The organism is Arthrobacter sp. Bi83, assembly GCF_918698095.1.
Classification (GTDB): Bacteria; Actinomycetota; Actinomycetes; order Actinomycetales; family Micrococcaceae; genus Arthrobacter.
Window position 1 is genome coordinate 1 of record NZ_CAKKLY010000004.1, and the last position, 19,761, is coordinate 19,761.

A 19,761-nucleotide genomic window follows, 5' to 3' on the forward strand; every position below is an offset into this window, starting at 1 on the left:
CCGGACTGTCAGTGGCCGAACTGACCCAACCGGGCCAGCCTGCCCAGCGGATTTCCCTGCCGCGGCGAAGCCTGCGGGACTGCCTGGCCGAGGAACTGCGGCGTCTGGATCCCGACGAAGTGTTCGGCGAAGTGATTACTATTGGACTGCCACGTACCAATCTAAGGAGTGTCCGTCCCAGTGAGCGCTGACCCGAGAGTAAGCATCCATCCAGACTCTTCCGTCCTCATGGCCGCCATCGCGGCTCGCCTGATCACCAAGCTCGTCGATGTCCAGGACAGGTTCGGTGAGGCAACGGTGGTGCTGACCGGGGGCACGGTGGGCATCGGTACTCTCAAGGCGGTGGCGGACTCACCGGCGGCGCCCGCGGTGGACTGGTCCAAGGTGAACTTCTGGTGGGGTGACGAACGCTTTGTCGGCGCCAAGGATCCCGACCGCAACACGCTCCAGGCCCATGAGGCACTGCTGAAGCACATCGCGGTGGACCCTGCACGCGTCCACGAGCCGGGCTCTTCGGACGATTTCGAAGGCCCGGAGCTGGCCGCCGAGGATTATGCCCGCCGGCTCGCCGACGCTGCGGCGTCCGAACACGCCGCTGACATGTCTGACGACAGGCCCGAGAACCCTGGGAACCTGCCGCGCTTCGACGTTGTCCTGCTTGGTGTGGGGCCGGACGCCCATGTGGCGTCGCTGTTTCCGGAACAGGGCGGCGTCCGCGAGAAGCAGCTCACGGTGGTCGGGGTGCGCAACTCACCCAAGCCGCCGCCGGAGCGGATTTCGCTGACGCTTCCCGCGATCAACACGGCGGCAGAGGTGTGGATGGTTGTTGCGGGCGAGGACAAGGCGGGAGCGGTCGGTTTGGCTCTTGCAGGCGCCAACCCTGTGCAGGTTCCCGCGGCCGGACCGGCCGGGCGCTCCCGCACCCTGTGGCTGATCGACGAAAACGCGGCGTCACGCGTGCCTGAGCAGCTAGTCCGCAAGGCCCCCGCGGGCTCGTAGCCGTTGAAGCGCTCCGGCCAGGACATCTTCCGCGTCCTGGCTGGAGCGTCTTTCTTTAACGTAATCCAGGTGGCTCTTGTAGCCATCCTCGTTTGCTTCCTCCCCCAAGGCTGCCCCGGGGTGCCGGGAGGCGGCTTTCCCGCATCTGCGGCAATCCCACACTTCGGGAATCTGCTCTTCGGGCAGCTTAACGAAAACAGGCCGCGTCTCGTGCCCCTGGACGCACCAGTAGGAGACACAAATACGCGGCAACCGCTCACCGAGCGGGTCTTCGCCCTGATTCCTCAGCCCGGTCCCTTCCGTGACACCTACACGGGTACCCCGGAAACCGGAAGATGAATGCGCCACCGGGAACTCCTCGCTACTAGCACCATTGCTGTTAAGGTCAACAGCCACAGTTTAGTGCGGAGTTCCCGATGGCGGCAGGGTCATGCGCGGCGCCGGGCCTGCGGGGCCGGCCAGGCAGGGCCCGCTAGGAGTCAGCGACGCCGGTAAACCGCATCAGCAGACCGAGCGAGATGATGACCACGCCCCAGGTGATCCCGAGGATGATGGTGAACCTGTTCAGGTTCTTCTCGGCAACGCCGGAGGAGCTCAGGCCGGAACTCATTCCGCCGCCGAACATGTCCGACAGACCGCCGCCACGTCCCTTATGGAGCAGGATGAGCAAGGTCAGCAGGAGGCTGGTGATGCCCAGGAGGATCTGCAGAATGACATGAAGAACGTCCACGACGGCCTTTCAGAAGATAGGAAATGCGGGAATCTGGCCTGCGTCCGGACTAGTCCGTCACCAGGTGACTCTCGAACCTGACAATATTAGCAAACTCGGCAGGATCAAGGCTGGCGCCGCCCACCAACACGCCGTCGACGTCGCGCTCATTCAGGATCGCCGCCACATTGTTGGCTTTCACAGAGCCGCCGTAGAGAAGCCGCACCTTGGCCGCGATGTCCGCGCTGAACAGTTCAGTCAGTTCGGCCCGGATGGCGGCACACATTTCCTGGGCGTCTTCGGGCCCGGCAACTTCACCGGTCCCGATGGCCCAGACGGGCTCGTATGCGACCACGAGTTCCGCGGCCTCCTCTGCGCTGAGCCCTTCGACGTCGGCGCGGAGCTGATCCAGGGTGTGCTGGACGTGGGTGCCTGCCTGGCGGATTTCCAGACCTTCGCCGACGCACAGCATCGGCGTGACGCCGTGGCGGTAGGCGGCCTTGACCTTGGCGTTGAGAACGTCGTCAGACTCGTTGTGGATGGTGCGGCGTTCGCTGTGGCCGACCAGGACGTACGTGCAGCCGAGCTTGTTCAGGAACTGCCCGGAGATGTCCCCGGTGTAGGCGCCGGAGTCGAACTGGGACAGGTCCTGGCCGCCATAGGCTACGTCGAGTTCGTCGCCCTGGACGAGCGTCTGCACGCCGCGAAGGTCCGTGAACGGCGGGAAGACGGCAACTTCCACGCGGCTGTAATCATGCTTTGCGTCGGACAGGGTCCACGCAAGCTTCTGCAGGAGCGTGATGCCCTGGACATGGTCCATGTTCATCTTCCAGTTGCCCGCAATCAGAGGCTTGCGGTCGAAGGTGCCGTTTGTTGACGTTGTCACGTGTTCTCCAAAAGTGCAGGTCAAAAGTGCGTGTCAGGTGAAACAGCCGGCAGGGCGCACGCATACTGGCGCCCTGCCGGCTGGGAGTGCTTTAGCGGTCCAGGACGCTCAGCCCGGGGAGTTCCTTGCCTTCAAGGTATTCCAGGCTGGCGCCGCCGCCGGTGGAAATGTGGCCGAACTGGTCATCGGCGAAGCCGAGGGTCCGGACTGCCGCGGCTGAGTCGCCGCCGCCCACCACTGTGAAGGCATCCGTCTCGGTCAGAGCCTGTGCCACGGCCTTGGTGCCGGCCGAGAACGCCTCGAATTCGAAGACACCCATGGGCCCGTTCCAGAAGACGGTCCTGCCAGCCTTGATCCGCTCGGCGAAGGCCTTTGCGGAGTCCGGGCCGATGTCCAGGCCGATGCCCTGCGCACCAAAGCTGCTGCTTTCGATGGCCTCCGCACTGACGGTCTCGTGGTCCGCGTCGGCGGCGAACTTTGCTGCCACCACTACGTCGGTGGGCACCACGAATTCCGTGCCGGCGTCGGCTGCACGCTTGAGGTAGTCCTGGACGACCGGGATCTGGTCCTCTTCCAGCAGGCTGCCGGCGACCTTGTGGCCTTCGGCTGCAAGGAACGTGAACAGCATGCCGCCGCCAACGAGGATCGTGTCCGCCTTGCCGATGAGGTTGTCGATGACAGCGAGCTTGTCAGAAACCTTGGAGCCGCCAAGCACCACGACGTAGGGACGCTGGGTGTCTGCCGTGAGCTTGCGCAGCACCTCTACCTCGGTGTGGACGAGGTCGCCCTGGTACGACGGAAGCCGGGTGGCCACGTCGTAAACGCTGGCGTGTTTGCGGTGCACGGCACCGAAAGCGTCATCCACATAGGCGCCGTTTTCTCCGGTCAGGGCCACCAGCTCGTCCGCAAAGGCGCCGCGCTCGGCGTCGTCCTTGCTTGTTTCGCGGGCGTCGAAGCGGACGTTCTCGAGAACGAGAACCTGCCCGTCCTGCAGGGAGGAGGCGAGCTCCTTCGCTGCTGGTCCGACCGTGTCTTCCGCCAGCGAGACGGGGAATGACGCGAGCCCGGCCAGCCGCGTGACAGCGGGCTTGAGCGAGTACTTGTCTTCCGGGGCGCCCTTGGGGCGGCCCAGGTGGGCTGTTACCAGCACGCGGGCACCGGCGTCCGTGAGCTTTCCCAGCACTGGCAGTGAGGCCTTGATACGGCCGTCGTCAGTCACTGTAGAGCCGTCGAGCGGCACATTCAGGTCACTTCTGACAAGAATGTACCGCCCGCGGACACCTTCAGCGATCAGTTCGTTGAGGGTGTGAAATGTCATGTAGCTAACCCTAGCCCAGCTTGGATGCGACGAGCTCCGTGAGGTCCACCAGACGGTTTGAGTAGCCCCATTCGTTGTCATACCAGGAAACAACCTTGACCTGGTTGCCAATGACCTTGGTCAGTCCGGAGTCGAAGATGGAGGAAGCAGGGTCGCCAACGATGTCGGAGGAGACGATCGGCTCATCCGTGTAGGTCAGGAAGCCCTGGAGTGCCTCGGACTCAGACGCCTTCTTCAGTGCTGCGTTGACTTCCTCAACCGTGGTCTCCCGGGAAACCGTGACGGTAAGGTCGGTTGCGGAGCCGGTGGGGACCGGTACGCGGATGGCGTAGCCGTCCAGCTTGCCCTTGAGCTCCGGAAGGACCAGGCCGATGGCCTTGGCCGCACCGGTGGAGGTGGGGACCATGTTGATCGCTGCGGCGCGGGCGCGGCGGAGGTCGTTGTGCGGGCCGTCCTGCAGGTTCTGGTCGGCCGTGTAGGCGTGAATCGTGGTCATGAGACCGCGTTCGATGCCGAACTCGTCGTTGATGACCTTGGCCAGCGGGCCCAGGCAGTTGGTGGTGCACGACGCGTTGGAGATGATGTTGTGGGCTGCGGGGTCGTACAGCTCGTGGTTCACGCCCATCACGATGGTGATGTCCTCGTCTGAGGCCGGGGCGGAGATCAGGACCTTCTTGGCGCCGGCGTCGATGTGCTTCTGCGCTGCGGCGGCCTTGGTGAAGAAGCCGGTGGACTCGATGACGATGTCAACGTTCAGGTCAGCCCAGGGAAGGTTGGCCGGATCCCGCTCGGCAAGGACCTTGATGGCGTTGCCGTTGACGACCAGGTTGCCCTCTTTGACCTCAACGGTTTCGGTCAGGCGGCCGCCGACGGAGTCGTACTTCAGCAGGTGGGCAAGTGCCTCGGGGCTGGTGAGGTCGTTGACAGCAACGATTTCGAGGTCCGCACCCTGTGCAAGTGCTGCGCGGAAGTAGTTGCGGCCGATGCGGCCAAAGCCGTTAATACCAATACGGGTGGTCACTTTTTTCAGTCTCCTTGGTGCTTGTTGAAGCACAACTAGTTGAGCGGGCGTTCTAGCCAACTAACAGATCCCGCACGCCATTGGGCAGAGATGATTACCAGATCGGAGGGCGACCAGCCACATTGCTGAAGGCTAACCGCCTTCCGTGATCCATCTTACGTTTAAGAAGGTCTGCCCCCGCAAGTGCGGGGGCAGACCGTCCACAATTCGGCCCTAAAGACGCCGAATGTGAAGTTTGTTACCAGTGTGCGTTGCGCACATCACAGTCCTAGAGCGTGATCAGACCGGTGGCATTGGCGCGGGCGGCGGCGAAGCGCTGCGCGACATCTGCCCAGTTCACGATGTTCCAGAACGCCTTGACGTAGTCCGCCTTGACGTTGACGTAGTCGAGGTAGAAGGCGTGCTCCCACATGTCCAGCATGAGCAGCGGCGTGGTGCCAAGTGCCACATTGCCCTGCTGGTCGTAGAGCTGCTCGATGACGAGGTTGCCACCGATGGGCTCGTACGCCAGGAAGCCCCAGCCGGATCCCTGCAGGCCGAGGGCGGCTGCGGAGAACTGGGCGCGGAAAGCGTCGAAGGAGCCGAAGGCGTCGTCGATGGCTGCAGCCAGCTCGCCCTCCGGCTTGTCGCCGCCGTCCGGCGAGAGGTTGTTCCAGAACACGGAGTGGTTGATGTGGCCGCCGGTGTGGAAGGCCAGGTCCTTGGAAAGACGGTTGATGTTGGCGAAGTCGCCCTTGTCGCGGGCCTCGGCGAGCTGGGCCAGCGCGTTGTTGGCGCCCGTTACGTAGGCTGCATGGTGCTTGCTGTGGTGCAGCTCCATGATCTTCGCGGAGATGTGGGGCTCCAGCGCTGCGTAGTCGTACTTGAGTTCGGGCAGAACGTACTCGGTCACAAAATCCTCCAATGTAGTGGACAGCTTGTCCGGTTTGGTAACTCTCGGATTGTGCATCCGGATGACTGGTCACCCGGAAATTTCCAATGGCTGGATCCTGGCACCCTCACCGGTTCCTGAGCCGAAGCTCCCGGCCAGCCAGGGTATCTCCACCATCTGGTCTTGATTCTAGGGGCGCCGCTACTCGTCCAGCATTTCCGGCGTCACATTGGCATCCGTCCCGGGAATGCCGAGATCAGAGGCACGTTTGTCGGCCATGGCCAGCAGACGCCGGATGCGTCCGGCGATGGCGTCCTTGGTCATGGGCGGATCGGCGAGCCGTCCAAGTTCATCGAGGCTGGCCTGTTTGTGGGCAACCCTGAGCTCCCCTGCGTATTTGAGGTGTTCGGGAACGTCGTCGCCGAGGATCTCCAGGGCTCGGTCGACGCGTGCTCCTGCGGCTACCGCCGCCTGGGCCGAGCGCCGGAGATTGGCGTCGTCGAAGTTGGCGAGCCGGTTGGCGGTGGCCCGCACTTCCTTCCGCATGCGCCGTTCCTCCCAGACCATCAGCGCGTCGTGGGCGCCCATCCGGGTGAGCAGTGCGGCGATTGTGTCGCCGTCGCGGATCACCACGCGGTCCACTCCCCTGACTTCACGCGCCTTCGCCTGGATGCCGAGCCGCCTCGCGGCACCTACCAGGGCCAATGCGGATTCCGGGCCGGGACAGGTGACTTCCATGGAGGAGGACCGGCCGGGCTCGGTCAGGGAACCGTGGGCCAGGAAAGCACCGCGCCACACCGCCTCGGCGTCGGCGGCCGAGCCGTTGACCACCACCGAAGGCAGTCCGCGCACCGGGCGGCCCCGGGTGTCCAGGAGGCCGGTCTGCCGGGCCAGGGCCTCGCCGTCGCGGACTACCCGCACCACGTAACGGCTGCCGCGTCGCAGCCCGCTGCCGGAGACGACGATGATTTCGCTCTGGTGCCCATAGACTTCGGCGATGGCTGCCCGCAGGCGCCGGGCCGTGGAGGCCAGGTCCACTTCGGCCTCGATGACAATCCGGCCGGAAATGATGTGCAGTCCGCCGGCAAAGCGGAGCATGGCCGAGACTTCGGCCTTGCGGACCGAAGACTTCTTTATGTCCAGGCGGGACAGTTCTTCCTTGACTGATGCTGTCAGTGCCATGGCACCTTCCTAACTGTTCCCAAAAATATCCTGGTAGGCCGTTGCGAGCCGCAGGGGGTCGTGTACAGGACGCCGACCCGGAGCCCCCACTTTACCCAAGACAACCTCGGCTCCGATCATCCCGGCGGCCCGCTCAAACTCCTTCATATCCGAAACGGACGCGGGGTCGGCGAGCACCACGTCCGCGCTGAACTCCGGAGCGTAGGTGCGCAGGACGTGCAGGTGGTCGGCGGCGGACATCCCCGAGGTCTCCTTGGTGTCCATGGCGAGGTTCATGGTCAGGCAGCGTTTGGCCGGCGTGTCACACAGCGCCTGCCGCATCTCCGGCAGCAACAGGTGCGGCAGGACGGAGGTGTACCACGACCCCGGACCGAGAACCACCCAGTCGGCCAGTTCGATTGCCGTCAAAGCCTCCACGCACGCCGGTGCATGTTCGGGCAGCAGCCTGACGCTCTCAAGCGAGCCGGCGACGGCGCAGCGCGCCTGGCCTTTGATGGTGGTGAGCGTGCTGCTGCCGTCGGGCGAGGCAACGCGGACGTCACCCTCGATGGTGAGCGGCACCGTGGACATGGGCAGCACCTGGCCGCGGGCCCCGAGTAGTGCGCCGGCCCACTTCAGCCCGGCCACTGCATCGCCGAGCAGCTCCCAGAGCGTAACGATCAGCAGGTTTCCCATGGCGTGGTCGTCCAGCGAGCCGCCGCCCGGCCCTGACCGGAAGCGGTGCTGCATGACGTCGCGCCAGGTGCGGCCCCAGTCGGTGTCGTCGCACAGCGCGGACAGCGCCATCCGGAGATCGCCCGGGGGCAGGACTCCGTACTCTTCGCGGAGGCGGCCGGAGGATCCGCCGTCGTCCGCCACGGTGACAATAGCGGTCAGCTCGGACGTCAGCAGCCGCAGCGCCGACAACGAGGCCGAGAGGCCGTGGCCTCCGCCGAGGGCCACGACCGAAGGTCCCTTTGCCTGCTGGGAGCCGGCCAGGCCGGAGGGCGGAATGAGCGGCAGCGGGCCGGTGAGAACTCCCATTATTCGCGGCCCAGATCCCGGTGGGTGGTGGTCACCGTGACGCGCGGATATTGCGCCAGTTTCTTGGAAAGCTCGACGGCGACCGCCACCGAGCGGTGTTTCCCGCCGGTGCATCCCACGGCGATGGTGGCGTAGTGCTTGTTCTCGCGGCGGTACCCGTCGAGGACGGGTTCAAGTGCCAGGACGTAGCGTTCGACGAAACTCGGAACGCCTTCGGCCTCGAGGACGTAGTCGCTCACGTCCTGGTCGAGGCCGGTGTGCGGGCGGAGCTTCGGCACCCAGTGCGGGTTGGGAATGAAGCGGACGTCCGCCACATAGTTCGCATCCACGGGCAGGCCGTACTTGAAGCCGAAGCTCATGACGTTCAGCCGCAGGGCCACAGGGCCAGTCTCCGTGAACAGTTCCGTGATGGCGGTGGCCAGCCCGTGCACATTGAGCGCGGACGTGTCGAGGACGAGGTCGGAGGAATCCCGCAGCTCCTTGAGGAGTTCGCGCTCGGCGGCAATGCCGTCCAGGATCCGGCCCCCGCCCTGGAGCGGGTGCGGGCGCCTGCCCTGCTCGAACCGGCGGACCAGGACGTCGTCGCTCGCATCCAGGAACAGCACCCGGAATGTGACTCCACTGGCCGCCAGGGCGCCGAGGGCTGCGCGGATGTCCGCGAACAGCGCCTTGCTCCGCACGTCCATGACGACCGCCAGCTTGGGAATGGACTGCGGGGCGTGGGAGACCAGCTCGGCGAGGGTGCCCAGCATCTGCGGCGGCAGGTTTTCGACGACGTACCAGCCGTGGTCTTCGAGGGCGTCAGCCGCTGTGCTGCGGCCCGCCCCGGACATGCCGGTCACCACCAGCAGTTCTGCCTCGACTGGCTTGACCGGTGTGAGGCCGTCCTCGTCCGCGCCCGATCCCGCCGTCGACTCTGCCATTAAATCCAGCCCCATTCCTGCTCTGCGCTTCTTGTGTGCCTGCGCACGCCAGTGCGCGCGGCAGGATTCCCGTACTTACCCTAGCTAAGATTCAGGACGCTAGCTAAGTTTCCAGGACTTCGCCGGTGGTCATGTTGATGGCTGGCATGGCGTCGGCGGACTCGCTCCCGGCTCCGTTCGAGCTGAAGTGGGTGACGATGGCCGCGGCAAGCGACGGGCCGATGCCTTTAGCCGCGGTGAGCTCGTCGATGGACGCCGCCTTGATTTTCTTGGCGGAGCCGAAGTGCGCCAGCAGCGCCTTGCGCTTGGAGTCGCCGAGGCCGGGCACGCCGTCAAGGACCGAGACGGTCATGGCCTTTCCGCGCTTCTGCCGGTGGAACGAAATGGCAAAGCGGTGGGCCTCGTCGCGGATGCGCTGCAACATGTACAGGCCCTGCGACGAACGGGGCAAAATGACCGGGAAATCACTGTCCGGCAGCCACACCTCCTCAAGCCTTTTGGCCAGTCCCACAACATAGACGTCGTCCACACCGAGCCCCGCGAGGGCGCGTGCAGCCGCGTTGACCTGCGGTTTTCCTCCGTCCACCACCACGAGGTTGGGAGGGTAGGCGAATTTGGCCCGCGGTGCGGGAGTGGTGGTGTCCTCTACCGGCGCGTCGGCCGACCCGGCAGGCTTCGCCGTGACGGTTCCCAGGTCGGAGGCCTCCACCTGTGCCGTCTTATCCAGCAGATAGTGACGGAAGCGCCGGGTGAGGACGTCGTGCATGGCCGCGGTGTCATCCGTAGCCGCCGCTCCCGTGATGGAGAATTTACGGTAGTCGGATTTCTTAGGCAGACCGTCTTCCACCACCACCATCGAGGCCACGACGTTCGTTCCCTGGACGTGGGAGACGTCGTAGCACTCGATCCGCAGCAGCGGCACGGGCAGCTCCAGGGCTTCCTGCAGTTCCTGCAGGGCCTGGGACCGCACGGTGAGATCGCCGGCACGCCTGGTCTTGTGGAGCTTGAGCGCGTGCTCCGCGTTCTCCCGGACCGTCGACATCAGTGCGGCCTTGTCGCCGCGCTGCGGCACCCGGATGTCCACTTTCGCGCCCCGAAGGCCGCCCAGCCACACCGCCAGTTCAGCTGCGTTGCTCGGCTCCACCGGAACCAGCACCTCGCGGGGCAGCCGACCCTGGGTATCGCCGTCCTCCCCGTAGACCTGCTGCAGCAGGTGCTCCACAAGGTCCGGCGTCGTGGAATCCTCCACCTTTTCAACCACCCACCCGCGCTGGCCCCTGACGCGGCCGCCGCGCACATGGAACACCTGAACCGCAGCTTCGAGCTCGTCCTCGTACAGCGCGAAAACGTCGGCGTCCGTGTCTTCAGCGAGCACCACGGCGTTGCGTTCAAAGACTTTGCGGAGGGCGACGATGTCGTCGCGGAGCCGGGCGGCCCGTTCGTAGTCAAGTTCGGCGACGGCGGCTGCCATCTCTTTTTCCAGCCGGGAGATGAAGCGCTTGGCCTCGCCTCCCATGAAGGCGCAGAAGTCCTCGGCCAGAGCCCGGTGCTCCTCGGGCGTAACCCGGCCGACGCAGGGGGCCGAGCATTTGTCGATGTAGCCGAGCAGGCACGGCCGGCCGCTGGCCTGGGCTCGTTTGAGGACACCCGGGCTGCAGCTGCGCACCGGGAAGACACGCAGCAGGGTGTCCATGGTTTCCCGGATGGCGCCCGCCGTGTAGGGGCCGAAGTAGCGGGTGCCCTTGCGCCGCTCGCCGCGCATGACCTGCACACGGGGCAGCTTCTCCCCCATGGTGACGGCGAGGTACGGGTAGGTCTTGTCGTCCCGGAACACGACATTGAACCGCGGCTTGAATTCCTTGATCCACGTGTACTCCAGCTGCAGCGACTCAAGCTCGCTGCCCACCACCGTCCATTCCACGCTGCTGGCGGTATGGACCATGGCGTGGGTCTTGGGCAGGAGGCCCGCGGGGTTGGCGAAGTACGAGTTCAGGCGGGAGCGGAGGTTCTTGGCCTTGCCCACGTAGATGACCCTGCCGTGGGGATCCCTGAACCTGTATACGCCCGGATTGGTCGGAATTTCACCCGTCTGGGGTCGGTAACTTGCTGGATCTGCCACGCTTCAAGTCTACTGAGCTTCAGGCAGGCCCGTTGCCCGGCCCTGGAGGCGCCGGACGACGCCTGGGTGCGGGGGCACTGCCTACTCGACGGCCTTGCTCTGGTTGTAGCTCGTGGAGCGCTCCTGGCCGCTCAGCCCGGCAATGGCGTCCATGATGCGGTCAGTGACCTGGCGGCGTGCCGGCAGGGAGTGGTCCGGGCCGGTCTTCTCGAAATAGAGCGGCTCTCCGACCTTCATCGTGAAGTGCTGGGGTTTGACGGCATTGCGGCCGGCGGGTTGCAGCTTCTCGGTTCCGATGAGGCCCACCGGGATGACTGGCGCGCCCGTCGTGAGTGCAAGCCAGCCAACGCCGGTCCGGCCACGGTAGAGGATCCCGTCCCGCGACCGTGTGCCCTCGGGGTAAATGCCGATGCCTTTCCCGTCCTCCAGGATGTCCAGGAGCGTCTTCAGCGCCTGCACGCTGGCGGCCTGCTCCCCGCGCTCAACGGGAATGGAGCCGACGGCTTCAAAGAACGACTTCATGAGCCGCCCCTTGAAGCCTCTGGTGGTGAAGTACTCCGCTTTGGCGAAGAAAGCGACCGGCCGCGGCATCAGCGCCTGCACAATCACGCTGTCCAGGAACGAGAGGTGGTTGGGGGCCACGATGAACGGGCCCTCCTTGGGGACGTTTTCCAGTCCGATGACCGTTGGCCGGCACGTTCCCGAAATCAGCCCGCGGGTGGTCCAGCGGATGCCGTCAAACAGCTCCATCGTTGCGCACCTCACTCAGGGCGGCGGCGCGGACTGATTCCAGTTCCTCGATGGTGGTGCGCAGGCTGGGGGTGTCGTGAACCACGGCGACTGCCCCGGCTTCCTCCAGTTCGCCGTCAAGGGCAAAACCCCAGCCGACACCGACGCAGTCCAGGCCATTGGCGAGTGCTCCTGCCACGTCCTGGGCGCGGTCCCCCACCATCACGGCATGCTGCGTGCGGAGGTCGGCCATGGCGGCAGCAATGATGCCCGTCTTGCCGACCGGTCCGGCCGCCGCTGCGGTTTCGTTGACCGCGGATCCCCGGACGGACTGGAACCGGTTTGCTATCTTGTGGTGCTGCAGGACAAGCTGCGCCAGGGTTTCCGGCTTCTGCGTGGCTACGGCGACGGGCCGTCCTGCGGCCACGTAGCTGTCGAGGAGCTCCACAATCCCTGGGTACAGGCGGCTCTGCGATATGCCGGTGTCAAGGTAATGCATCCGGTAGCTCCGGATGACTGCAGCAAGCATGGCCGGTGGAACGGCCGCGATATTCAGCAGTGAATCGCTCAGCTTGGGCCCGATCATGGCGTCCAGGACGTCCTGGGCGGGGACGGGAAGGCCAAATTCCCGGAGGGCCGACGCAATTCCGTCTGTTATTCCGCCGGCCGGATCGACAAGAGTGCCGTCCAGGTCGAAAATCACGGGCACTGTTGTTGAAGTCACCGGCTTAGTTTCTCATGACAGCACCTTTGCTCAAACTCACATGCCGTGCAGGGAATACTTCCCCGCACGGCATGGTGAATTTCACCGCCGTCCGCCGAATGGGCTGGTCAGCTGCCTGCTCTAGCCGAGGATCTCCGCCAGGAAGCTGGCGGTGTGGCTCTCCGTCGACTTGGCAAGCTGCTCCGGCGTTCCTGATGCCACGATCCGTCCGCCTCCCGAGCCGCCGTCCGGGCCGAGGTCCACGACCCAGTCCGCACTTTTGATGACGTCCAGGTTGTGCTCGATGGTGATGACGGTGTTGCCCTTGTCCACCAGGCCCTGAAGTACCAGCAGCAGCTTCCGGATGTCCTCGAAGTGCAGGCCGGTGGTCGGCTCGTCCAGGACGTAGATGCTGCGGCCGTTGGAGCGCTTCTGGAGCTCCGCAGCGAGCTTCACACGCTGGGCTTCGCCGCCGGAGAGCGTGGTGGCTGGCTGGCCGAGGCGCACGTAGCCGAGTCCGACATCCACGAGCGTGTTGAGGTGACGGGCAATCGGGGAGAATGCCGCGAAGAATTCGGCCCCTTCCTCGATCGGCATGTTCAGCACGTCCGCGATGGTCTTGCCCTTGTAGTGCACTTCGAGCGTCTCACGGTTGTACCGGGCACCGTGGCAGACCTCACAGGGAACATACACATCCGGCAGGAAGTTCATCTCGATCTTCAGTGTTCCGTCACCCGAACAGGCCTCGCATCTGCCGCCCTTGACGTTGAAGGAGAAGCGTCCCGGCAAGTATCCGCGGACCTTGGCCTCGGTGGTTTCCGCGAACAGCTTGCGGATGTTGTCGAACACCCCCGTGTACGTGGCCGGGTTGGAGCGCGGTGTGCGCCCGATGGGGCTCTGGTCCACATGGACCACCTTGTCCAGGTGCTCCAGCCCCTGGACGGTCTTGTGCCGCCCCGCCACCTGCTTGGCGCCGTTGAGCTTGTTGGCGAGCACCTTGTACAAGATCTCGTTCACCAGGGTGGACTTGCCGGAGCCGCTGACTCCCGTCACGGCCGTAAACAAGCCCAGCGGGAAGGCGGCATCGACATTAATGAGATTGTTTTCCCGGGCGCCGATGACTTTCAGCTCACGCTTTTTGTCGTACTTGCGCCGTTTCTTGGGGACGTCGATCTTCTTCCGCCCCGAAAGGTAGTCACCGGTGAGGGACGCCGTGTTCTCGAGCAGGGCTTCGTAGGACCCGGAGTGGACCACCTGGCCGCCGTGCTCCCCTGCCCCGGGCCCGATGTCGACGATCCAGTCCGCTTCATGGATGGTGTCTTCATCGTGCTCGACCACGATGAGGGTGTTGCCCATGTCCCTGAGCCGGGTGAGCGTCTCGATGAGCCGGCGGTTGTCCCTCTGGTGCAGCCCGATGGAGGGCTCGTCCAGGACATACAGCACGCCCACCAGACCGGAGCCGATCTGCGTTGCAAGCCGGATCCGCTGTGCCTCGCCGCCGGAAAGGGTCGCGGAGGGCCGTTCAAGGTTCAGGTATTCCAGCCCGACGTCCAACAGGAACGTCAGCCGGGCCTGGATTTCCTTGAGGACCTGGTGGGCGATCTGTGCCTCGCGTCCGGTCAGCACGAGATTGCTGAGGAATTCGGCGCAATCGCGCATGGGCAGCGCTGCCACCTCCGCGATCGATTTGCCGTTGATGAGGACAGACAGCGACGCCGGGTTGAGCCTCGCGCCGTTGCATGCAGGGCAGGGAACCTGCCGCATGTATTCCTCGTAGCGGTCGCGGGCCCAGTCCGAATCCGTCTCGCCATGCTTGCGGTGTACGTACTGGATGGCGCCTTCGAACCCGGTGCTGTATTTGCGCTCCCGGCCAAACCTGTTGCGGTACTGAACCACCACGTTATGGTCCTTGCCGTGGAGGACGGTCTGGCGGACGTCGGCCGTCAGCTTCTCCCACGGGGTGTCCATGGAGAAGCCGACGTCCTTGGCGAGTCCGTCCAGCAGCCGGTTCCAGTATTCCGTGGTGGCGGTGCCGAGGGACCACGGCGCGATGGCACCTTCGGCCAGCGAAAGCTCCGCATTCGGAACGATGAGGTCCTCATCGACTTCGAGCTTGGTTCCGATGCCGCTGCAGGCCGAGCAGGCGCCGAACGGGTTGTTGAAGGAGAACGACCTCGGCTCGATTTCGTCGATGGCCAGCGGGTGCTCGTTGGGGCACGCCAGATTTTCCGAGAACGCACGCAGGCGGCCGGGGGCATCGGCGTCGAGGTCCACGAACTCAGCCAGCACGCGGCCTTCGGCCAGTCCCAGGGCCGTCTCGATGGAATCCGTCAGCCGCTGGCTGATGCCCTCCTTGACCACGAGCCTGTCCACCACGACTTCGATGGTGTGCTTGAACTGCTTGCCGAGCTTGGGGGGATCGCTGAGCTGAATGAGCTCCCCGTCCACCCGGGCGCGGGAATAGCCTTTTGCCGTCAGTTCCTTGAAGAGGTCGACGAACTCGCCCTTGCGGCCGCGCACCACGGGTGCGAGGACCTGGAAGCGGGTGCCGTGCTCCAGTTCCAGCAGCTGGTCCACGATCTGCTGCGGTGTCTGCTTGATGACGGGCTCGCCGCAGACCGGGCAGTACGGGCGGCCCACTCGCGCCCACAGCAGACGCATGTAGTCGTAGATCTCGGTGATAGTGCCGACCGTGGAGCGCGGGTTCTTGCTCGTGGACTTCTGGTCGATGGACACCGCCGGGGAAAGGCCTTCGATGAAGTCGACGTCGGGCTTGTCCACCTGCCCGAGGAACTGGCGGGCGTAGGCCGAGAGCGACTCGACGTAGCGGCGCTGGCCCTCGGCGAAGATGGTGTCGAAGGCAAGGGACGACTTCCCCGAACCCGAGAGGCCGGTGAAGACGATCATCGCGTCCCGCGGAAGATCGAGGTCCACGTTGCGCAGGTTGTGTTCCCGTGCGCCCTTGACTACCAGGCGGGACAGATCCGGGCGCGCAGGAGTCGCGCGCTCCGGTTTCGCAGGGTTCAGGGGCACGACGGCGGAGTGGGCATCAACGGCTGATTCTTCAGCTACGGCTTTAGGCACCCACTAATGCTAATCGAAAACTTCTTCGAATATCCATGCGGGCCTGCTATTCGGCGTCGTAGGCCGCGGCGAGCAGGTGGACGGCCTCGGCGAAGCTGGCGCCCTGCGACTTGGCGGCGTCGGCGTATGCGGCGGCGGCCGCCGAGAGCGCACCCCAGCGTTCATCCCGGGCACACACGACCGTCCCGTTCCGCCCTTTGGTGGCCACAACTCCGGCGGCTTCGAGCTCCTTGTAGGCCCTGGCGACCGTGTGGGGAGCGACGCCGAGAAGCTCGGCAAGGTTCCTGACAGCGGGCAGCCGGGTCCCGGGGGCAATCTTTCCCTGGTCTGCCTGCTCGATGACGTGGAGCCGGAGTTGTTCGTAGAGGGCCACGGAACTTCCGTGGTTGGGTTTCCACTCTCCGGGGAATGACTGACCGGCGCTCACAGGGCCGACACCCCGGTACCACCGTTGCCGGCGCCCCGGTGCCGTGCACTCCCCTGCCCCGCACCCTCACGCGCCGCTGCCGCGTCCCCGGTGACGTATGCCCGGTCGAGGCGGCGGAACTGTGAGTTGTAGAGGCGTGTGTAATGTCCACCCGCGGACAGCAGGCTTTGGTGGGTTCCCTGTTCAACGATGCGTCCGTGATCCATGACCAAGATTAGATCAGCGTCGCGGATGGTGGACAACCTGTGGGCAATGACGAAGCTGGTCCTTCCCTGCCGCAGCCTGTTCATGGCCAGCCGGATTTGCACCTCTGTCCGCGAGTCGACAGAGCTGGTGGCCTCATCCAAAATCAGGACGCCGCGCCCCGCCAGTTCCGCCCGCGCAATGGTGATGAGCTGCCGCTGCCCTTGGCTCAGCGAGTCGCCGTCGTTCCCGAGCTCTGTGGAGTAGCCGCCCGGCAGGGCGCGGACGAAGTGGTCAACATGGGTTGCTTCGGCTGCAGCAATGATTTCCGCGTCGCTTGCCCCCGGCCAGCCGTATTCAATGTTTTCGCGGATCGTCCCGCTGAAGAGCCAGACGTCCTGAAGCACCACACCAAAGTTGGACCGCAGTGAATCCAGCGGCACGGTGGCGATATCGGTGCCGCCAAAAGTGATTCGGCCGGAGTCCAGCTCATAGAAACGCATCAGCAGGTTCACTACCGTGGTCTTCCCGGCGCCTGTGTGGCCGACGATGGCCACGGTCTGTCCTGGCAGGACTGAAAAGGTCAGCCCCCTCACGGCGGGCACGCCCGGGACATACCCGAAGGTCACGTCATCGAAGTCGATGCGCCCACCCAGGTTCTCTGGCTCCCGGAGGGCGGGTGCAGTCTCCGGAGGGATCTCTTCGGCGTCCAGGAGGGAAAAAACCCGTTCCGCTGACGCCGCGCAGGATTGCATCAGGGTCAGCATTCCACCGATCTGGCCCATGGGCTGCGTGAAGAGCCTGCTGAACTGGATGAAGGCCTGGATGCCGCCAATGGTCATGGTCCCGGCCGCGACTTGGAGGGCACCCACCACGGCCACAGCCACGTAGTTGAGGTTTGCAATGAACACCATGAGCGGCTGCACTGCGCCGGAAACGTATTGTGCCCTGGCGGATGTTCGGGCCAGGCGGTCGTTGCCGTGCCCGAAAATCTCCGCCACGGCTTCCTGCTGCCCAAATGCCTTGATCACCTCGTGGCCCGTCACGAATTCCTCGATGTGGGCGTTCAGCGTTCCCGTCGAAGCCCACTGGTCGGCGAAGTCTGCCTGCGACTTCCGGGCTATCAGCACGGTGATGAGAGTGGATATCGGCACGGAAATGAGGGCGATTGCCGCCAGCAGCGGCGAGATCCAGAGCATCATGGCCAGTGAGCCCAACAGCATGAGGACGGCCATGATCACCTGCGTGAGCAACTGGTTGAGGGACTGCGAGATATTGTCGACGTCGTTGGTCGCCCGGCTGAGCACGTCACCGCGCGTCTGCTCCTGGAAGTGCGACGACGGCAGCCGGTGCAGTTTTGCTTCGACGGCAGCGCGGAGGCCGAAGACGAGCCGCTGCACGGCGCTGGCGGTGAGTGCGCCCTGAAGCCAGTTGAAGAGCGACGTGCCGACGTACATCAGCGCCACCAACAGGAGCAGCCCTGCCAGCTTGCCTTCGTCTAAAGTGCCGCCCACAAAGGACGCCACCACTACGTCCGTGGCGTCGCCGAGGAGTTTCGGCGCCGCGACGTTGAGCGCTGCGAAACCGCAGGTGGCAGCAACGGCAATGGACATGCGGCCCCGGACTGGACGCAGCAGCCCGATGAGCCGGGCGGCAGCCGCCAAGAATATGTTCACCGGCCTCACGGCGGCATGTGCGCCTCTCATGGCAGTTCGTCCAGGGCGAGCTGCGATTCGGCGATCTCACGGTAGGTCCGGGAAGTCCGGAGGAGGTCCGGGTGGGTCCCTTGGGCCACCAGTCGGCCGTCATTCAGGACGAGGATTTGGCTGGCGTCCACGATGCTGGAAATCCGCTCGGCAACAATGATCACGGTGGCTGATTCCAGGGCGGGCACCAGCGCCTCCCGGACACTGGCTTCCGTGGCGTAGTCCAGAGCGGAGAAGCTGTCGTCGAAGAGGAAAAGCTCCGCCTTGCGGAGAATGGCGCGCGCAATGCAGAGACGCTGCCGCTGGCCACCCGAAAGTCCGGCCCCGCCCTGCCCGACCGCGGCGTTCAGGCCGTTCGGGAGGTTGCGGACAAACTCTTCCGCCTGCGCCCGCCGGAGGGCCAGCCACAGGTCTTCGTCCGTGGCCGCGGGCGATGCCATGCGCAGGTTTCCTGCGATGGTGCCGGAAAAGAGGTAGGCACGCTGTGGAACCACCGCCATCCGGCCCCGCAGCTCGTCCAGCTGCAGTGTGCGGATGTCCCGTCCGCCGAACCGGATTTCACCGCCGACGGCGTCCAGGAAGCGCGGCAGCAGATTCAGCAGTGTGCTCTTGCCGCTTCCCGTGGAACCGATGATGGCGGTGACGGACCCGGGGCCGGCCGTGAAAGAGATGCCGGCCAGAACCGGAGTTTCTGCGCCCGGATAGGCGAAAACGACGTCTCGGAATTCCACCGTTCCTCCGGTCGGCGTGCCGGCGTCGGATATTCCGCCAGCAGCGGCACCCTCGACGAAAGCGCCGTCGACGAAAGCGCCGGTCGGGGAGATCGGGGACGGACCCGCAATGGCCGGGTCCACGTCCAGCACGCCCTGGATGCGCTCAGCGCAGACGGCCGCGCGGGGAGCGGTCATGAACACGTACATGGCCATCATGATGGCGAGCAGGATTTGCAGGATGTACGCGATGAAGGCCGTGAGTGCCCCCACTTGCATCTGGCCGCTTTGGATGAGGTGGCCGCCGAACCAGACCACCGTCACGGACGACAGGTTCACCACGATCATGATCATGGGCAGCATGCCGGCGACGAGGAGGGCCGATTGGAGGTTGTTGCCCGTCAGTTTGCGGTTCGCCTCGGCAAAGCGTGCCGCCTCGTGGTCCTGGCGTACGAAGGACCGGATAACGCTGGCACCGATGATCTGTTCGCGCAGGATCCTGGTTGCGCCGTCGATCAGAGCCTGGCCCTGGCGGTAGAGCGGAATGAGGCGCCGCACGATGAGGGCCATGATGACCACCAGGAGCGGAACAATGGCGATCACGACGGCGGACAGGGCCGCGTCCTGCTGGATCGCCAGGATGATGCCGCCGATGCCCATGACGGGCGCGGCGGCCAGCATGGTGAAGACCAGCACGGCGAAGGTCTGGATTTGCTGGACGTCGTTCGTGGCCCGGGTGACAAGGCTGGGAGCGCCGAAGGCACCCACTTCCTGGGAGGACATGGCCTGGACCTTAGCGAAAAGTTCGCGCCGGAGACGGTGGCCGATCTTCATGGCCACCGCGGCACCGAGATAGCCCGCGCCGAGGGCGGCGGCCACCTGGACTACGGAGAGTCCGATCATCCAGCCGCCGAGGCGGAGGATCACGTCCGTCCGCCGCGGCAGGATCCCTTCATCGATGACGCTGGCGTTCAGCGTGGGGAGCAGCAGGTTGCCGGCGGTCTGGAGCATTTGCAGCACGATGATGCCCCACACCGTGGCGCGGTGTTCTCCGAGGAGGCGGCGCATCAAACCAAAGAGCACCGCGCCTCCTCCATCGCCGGGGCAGAACACGGGCCTGGTTAACCGGTCCCCATGCCCGCCTCGCCATTGTAAGCTACATCACATT

General features: G+C 65.0%; 18 protein-coding genes. 2 read left to right on the forward strand and 16 right to left on the reverse strand.

The genetic code is table 11. The annotated features are described in order from the left end of the window. Together LQ144_RS03585 and pgl are read left to right on the forward strand one after the other, a co-directional pair. Nucleotides 1-191, forward strand: a 191-nt coding sequence (locus tag LQ144_RS03585; RefSeq protein WP_230117196.1) for an OpcA/G6PD domain-containing protein, incomplete at its 5' end; no start/stop codon positions are given. Continuing rightward, entirely contained in the window at nt 181-999 is an 819-nt protein-coding gene (pgl, locus tag LQ144_RS03590) for a 6-phosphogluconolactonase (RefSeq protein WP_230117197.1), read from the forward strand. The genes LQ144_RS03585 and pgl, both read left to right, overlap by 11 nt. Here the strand turns inward: pgl and LQ144_RS03595 are convergent. The 16 genes from LQ144_RS03595 to LQ144_RS03670 form a co-directional block, all read right to left on the reverse strand. After that, nucleotides 970-1,395, reverse strand: coding sequence for an RNA polymerase-binding protein RbpA (locus LQ144_RS03595; RefSeq protein ID WP_354962124.1), 426 nt, complete (start codon nt 1,393-1,395; stop codon nt 970-972). The genes pgl and LQ144_RS03595 overlap by 30 nt on opposite strands. A gap of 76 nt (nt 1,396-1,471) precedes the next feature. Beyond that, nucleotides 1,472-1,729 (reverse strand): preprotein translocase subunit SecG, encoded by a 258-nt coding sequence (secG, locus tag LQ144_RS03600; RefSeq protein WP_230117199.1) that lies wholly within the window; start codon nt 1,727-1,729, stop codon nt 1,472-1,474. Nucleotides 1,730-1,778: 49 nt separating this feature from the next. Next, nucleotides 1,779-2,594 carry a triose-phosphate isomerase gene (gene tpiA, locus LQ144_RS03605; protein ID WP_230117200.1) on the reverse strand — a complete coding sequence of 272 codons (816 nt, stop codon included), beginning with the start codon at nt 2,592-2,594 and terminating at the stop codon, nt 1,779-1,781. Nucleotides 2,595-2,685: 91 nt separating this feature from the next. Next, nucleotides 2,686-3,912 (reverse strand): phosphoglycerate kinase, encoded by a 1,227-nt coding sequence (locus LQ144_RS03610; protein WP_230117201.1) that lies wholly within the window; start codon nt 3,910-3,912, stop codon nt 2,686-2,688. A gap of 10 nt (nt 3,913-3,922) precedes the next feature. Then, nucleotides 3,923-4,933, reverse strand: coding sequence for a type I glyceraldehyde-3-phosphate dehydrogenase (gap, locus tag LQ144_RS03615; RefSeq protein WP_230117202.1), 1,011 nt, complete (start codon nt 4,931-4,933; stop codon nt 3,923-3,925). Between the two features lie 268 nt (nt 4,934-5,201). After that, nucleotides 5,202-5,825 carry a superoxide dismutase gene (locus tag LQ144_RS03620; RefSeq protein ID WP_230117203.1) on the reverse strand — a complete coding sequence of 208 codons (624 nt, stop codon included), beginning with the start codon at nt 5,823-5,825 and terminating at the stop codon, nt 5,202-5,204. 180 nt (nt 5,826-6,005) lie between these two features. Beyond that, entirely contained in the window at nt 6,006-6,986 is a 981-nt protein-coding gene (gene whiA, locus LQ144_RS03625; protein ID WP_230117204.1) for a DNA-binding protein WhiA, read from the reverse strand. A 9-nt stretch (nt 6,987-6,995) separates the two neighbouring features. Beyond that, nucleotides 6,996-8,009, reverse strand: a complete 1,014-nt coding sequence (gene yvcK / locus LQ144_RS03630; RefSeq protein WP_230117205.1) for a uridine diphosphate-N-acetylglucosamine-binding protein YvcK — start codon at nt 8,007-8,009, stop codon at nt 6,996-6,998. Then, on the reverse strand, nt 8,009-8,932 hold the full coding sequence (gene rapZ, locus LQ144_RS03635; protein WP_230117314.1) for an RNase adapter RapZ: 924 nt from the start codon (nt 8,930-8,932) through the stop codon (nt 8,009-8,011). The genes yvcK and rapZ overlap by 1 nt, the downstream gene beginning before the upstream one ends. 103 nt (nt 8,933-9,035) lie before the next feature. After that, nucleotides 9,036-11,051 (reverse strand): excinuclease ABC subunit UvrC, encoded by a 2,016-nt coding sequence (gene uvrC, locus LQ144_RS03640; protein ID WP_230117206.1) that lies wholly within the window; start codon nt 11,049-11,051, stop codon nt 9,036-9,038. An 81-nt stretch (nt 11,052-11,132) separates the two neighbouring features. Further along, nucleotides 11,133-11,801 (reverse strand): lysophospholipid acyltransferase family protein, encoded by a 669-nt coding sequence (locus LQ144_RS03645; RefSeq protein WP_230117207.1) that lies wholly within the window; start codon nt 11,799-11,801, stop codon nt 11,133-11,135. After that, complete coding sequence (locus LQ144_RS03650; RefSeq protein ID WP_230117208.1) at nt 11,788-12,504, reverse strand: HAD hydrolase-like protein; 717 nt, start codon at nt 12,502-12,504, stop codon at nt 11,788-11,790. Before LQ144_RS03650 ends, LQ144_RS03645 begins: the two co-directional genes overlap by 14 nt. A gap of 120 nt (nt 12,505-12,624) precedes the next feature. After that, complete coding sequence (uvrA, locus tag LQ144_RS03655; RefSeq protein WP_230117209.1) at nt 12,625-15,567, reverse strand: excinuclease ABC subunit UvrA; 2,943 nt, start codon at nt 15,565-15,567, stop codon at nt 12,625-12,627. A gap of 46 nt (nt 15,568-15,613) precedes the next feature. Next, nucleotides 15,614-15,994 carry a GntR family transcriptional regulator gene (locus LQ144_RS03660; RefSeq protein ID WP_230117210.1) on the reverse strand — a complete coding sequence of 127 codons (381 nt, stop codon included), beginning with the start codon at nt 15,992-15,994 and terminating at the stop codon, nt 15,614-15,616. Next, nucleotides 15,991-17,790 carry an ABC transporter ATP-binding protein gene (locus tag LQ144_RS03665; protein ID WP_230117211.1) on the reverse strand — a complete coding sequence of 600 codons (1,800 nt, stop codon included), beginning with the start codon at nt 17,788-17,790 and terminating at the stop codon, nt 15,991-15,993. The genes LQ144_RS03660 and LQ144_RS03665 overlap by 4 nt, the downstream gene beginning before the upstream one ends. A gap of 89 nt (nt 17,791-17,879) precedes the next feature. After that, entirely contained in the window at nt 17,880-19,676 is a 1,797-nt protein-coding gene (locus LQ144_RS03670) for an ABC transporter ATP-binding protein (protein ID WP_230117212.1), read from the reverse strand. Nucleotides 19,677-19,761 lie beyond the last annotated feature (85 nt).

Coding starts and splice junctions, on each gene's coding strand:
- LQ144_RS03610 (WP_230117201.1), bottom strand. CDS start 3,912: ATGACATTTCACACCCTCAACGAACTGATCGCTGAAGGTGTCCGCGGG.
- whiA (WP_230117204.1), bottom strand. CDS start 6,986: ATGGCACTGACAGCATCAGTCAAGGAAGAACTGTCCCGCCTGGACATA.
- yvcK (WP_230117205.1), bottom strand. CDS start 8,009: ATGGGAGTTCTCACCGGCCCGCTGCCGCTCATTCCGCCCTCCGGCCTG.
- rapZ (WP_230117314.1), bottom strand. CDS start 8,932: ATGGCAGAGTCGACGGCGGGATCGGGCGCGGACGAGGACGGCCTCACA.
- LQ144_RS03645 (WP_230117207.1), bottom strand. CDS start 11,801: ATGGAGCTGTTTGACGGCATCCGCTGGACCACCCGCGGGCTGATTTCG.
- LQ144_RS03665 (WP_230117211.1), bottom strand. CDS start 17,790: ATGTCCATTGCCGTTGCTGCCACCTGCGGTTTCGCAGCGCTCAACGTC.